2 protein-coding genes and 1 pseudogene are annotated in these 2,564 nt (G+C 69.1%); 2 read left to right on the top strand and 1 reads right to left on the bottom strand.

The window, feature by feature from the left end; genetic code table 11:
• Positions 1 to 156 precede the first annotated feature (156 nt).
• A complete protein-coding gene (locus R6V09_RS50675) occupies positions 157 to 1,521 on the bottom strand; it encodes a glutamine synthetase family protein (RefSeq protein ID WP_317888177.1) in 1,365 nt (454 codons plus the stop codon).
• Positions 1,522 to 1,617: 96 nt separating this feature from the next.
• Here R6V09_RS50675 and R6V09_RS50670 point away from each other — a divergent pair, with 96 nt between their 5' ends.
• Together R6V09_RS50670 and R6V09_RS50665 are read left to right on the top strand one after the other, a co-directional pair.
• Positions 1,618 to 2,352, top strand: a complete 735-nt coding sequence (locus R6V09_RS50670) for a FadR/GntR family transcriptional regulator (RefSeq protein WP_317888176.1) — start codon at positions 1,618 to 1,620, stop codon at positions 2,350 to 2,352.
• A gap of 95 nt (positions 2,353 to 2,447) precedes the next feature.
• Positions 2,448 to 2,564: pseudogene (locus tag R6V09_RS50665) on the top strand (gamma-glutamyl-gamma-aminobutyrate hydrolase family protein); the annotation flags it as partial.

The following is a 2,564-nucleotide window of genomic DNA, read 5'->3' as shown; positions in this document are numbered from 1 at the left end:
GCGGCGCGTACGACGGCGGCGTCCACGTCGGCCGGGGTGGCGGCCGGGACGGTGGCGATGACCTCCTCGGTGGCGGGGTTCAGTACGTGCAGCGGGTGCTCGGCAGGCAACGGGGTCCTCACAGGCGTTCGTCGGCAGGCAAAGGGAGCGGGGTCCTCACAGGCGTTCGAAGGAGCGGCGCAGCTCCCAGTCGGTGACGGCGGCGTCGAAGGCCTCCAGTTCGACGCGCGCCATGTTGCGGTAGTGCGCGACGACCTCGTCCCCGAAGGCGGCCTTGGCGATCGGGCTGTTCTCCCACAGCTCGGCGGCCTCGCGGAGGTTGGTGGGGACGTGCGCGTAGTCGCCGCTGTAGGCGTTGCCCGCGCAGGCCTCCGGCAGCTCCAACTTGTGCTCGATGCCGTAGAGCCCGGCCGCGACAAGCCCCGCCACCGCGAGGTGCGGATTGACATCGCCGCCGGGCAGCCGGTTCTCGAAGCGCATGGAGCGGCCGTGGCCGACGACCCGGAGGGCGCAGGTGCGGTTGTCGTAGCCCCAGGCGACGGCGGTGGGCGCGAACGAGCCCGGCTGGAACCGCTTGTAGGAGTTGATGTTCGGGGCGTAGAGCAGCGAGAAGTCGCGGAGCGCGGCTAGCTGCCCGGCGAGGAAGTACCGCATGACCTCCGACATGCCGCCCTCGCCGTCTCCGGCCATGGCGTTGCCGCCCTCCCCGTCGCCGAGCGAGAGGTGGATGTGGCAGGAGTTGCCCTCGCGCTCGTTGTACTTCGCCATGAAGGTGAGCGAGACGCCCTCCTGGGAGGCGATCTCCTTGGCGCCGGTCTTGTAGACGGCGTGCTGGTCGCAGGTGACGAGGGCGTCGTCGTAGCGGAAGACGATCTCGTGCTGGCCCGGGTTGCACTCGCCCTTGGCGGACTCGACGGTCAGTCCGGCGACGGTCATGTCGTTGCGGATACGACGCAGCAGCGGCTCGATGCGCCCGGTCCCGAGCACCGAATAGTCAATGTTGTACTGGTTGGCCGGTGTGAGGCCTCTGTAGTTGGCGTCCCAGGCCTGTTCGTAGGTGTCCTTGAACACGATGAACTCCAGCTCCGTACCGACCTGCGCGGTGAAACCGTGCTCGGCGAGACGCTCCAGCTGGCGGCGCAGGATCTGGCGGGGGGCGGCAACCACCGGCGATCCGTCGTTCCAGGCGAGGTCGGCGATGAGCATGGCGGTGCCCGCGTTCCAGGGCACACGGCGGAGGGTGGACAGGTCCGGGTGCATGGCGAAGTCGCCGTAACCGCGCTCCCAGGAGGACATCGCATAGCCGTCGACCGTGTTCATCTCGGTGTCGACGGCGAGAAGGTAGTTGCAGCCCTCGGTGCCGTGTTGGAGCACGTCGTCGAGGAAGAAGCGGGCGGCGAACCGCTTGCCCTGGAGCCGGCCTTGCATATCGGGGAAGGCCAGGACGACAGTGTCGATCTCACCACTGGCGACGAGGGCGTGCAGCTTCTCGACGCTCAACGGGGGTGTGCGGTCTGCCACGGGAAAGCTCCTTCGGCTTCTGCGCGCTTTTTCCGGCCGGGCCGGAAGCCATAAGGTATTGCGGAGAACCATTGCTTGGGAAGGGGGTGCCGCCATATGTCGCTGGACGCGGAGGACGGCGTTGCGGACCGGTTGACCCCGGTGCTGCGGCCGGTGCGGGCGGGCAACGGCTTCGAAGAGGCGCTGGAACAGATTCTGCAGGTCGTACGGCTGGGGCTGGTACCGGGGGGCGAGCGGCTGCCGGCCGAGCGCGAGCTGGCCGAGCGGCTGGGGATCAGTCGGGTGACACTGCGCGAGGTTCTGAAGGTACTGCAGGACCAGGGACTGGTGGAGTCGCGGCGCGGACGCTACGGCGGGACGTTCGTGCTGCCGAAGTCGGACGCCGGCGGCGAGGACGAACTGCGGCGCCGGATCAGCGTGGTCGACATCGAGGACGTGCTGCGGTTCCGGGAGGTGCTGGAGGTCGGCGCGACGGGCCTGTGCGCGACGCACGGTCTGACGGCCGAACAGGCGGGACGCCTGCGGGACGCCCTCGCCCGCACGCACGACGCCCCGCTCGCCGACTACCGCCGGCTGGACACCCTGCTGCATCTGACGCTGGCCGAGCTGTGCGGTTCGCCGACGCTGACCGCGCAGTACGCGGCGGTACGGGCCACGGTGAACGACCTCCTCGACTGCATCCCCCTCCTCGTCCGCAACCTGGAGCACTCGCAGCGGCAGCACATCGCGCTGGTGGAAGCGGTGCTGGACGGGGACGCGGACGGGGCCCGGGAGATGATGCGGGAGCACTGCGCCGGGACGGCGGCACTGCTGCGGGGCTTCCTCGCGTGACGGGTGGGGTAGTTCAGGGGTAGTTCAATGGTTTAGGTCGAGCCCATTCACTTCTATTCACATCCATTCACGTCGCTTCGCGGTCGGAGGAAAGCATGGCGGGCAGGCCGCTGATCGGCATCAGTACGTATCTGGAGGCCGGGGCAAGCTGGGGCACCTGGGAGCTGGAGGCCGCGCTGCTGCCGGCCGGCTACCCGCGGCTGGTCCAGGAC

The sequence above is a fragment of the Streptomyces sp. W16 genome (genome assembly GCF_033194735.1).
Classification (GTDB): Bacteria; Actinomycetota; Actinomycetes; order Streptomycetales; family Streptomycetaceae; genus Streptomyces.
This window is presented reverse-complemented; position numbering and strand designations above follow the sequence as displayed.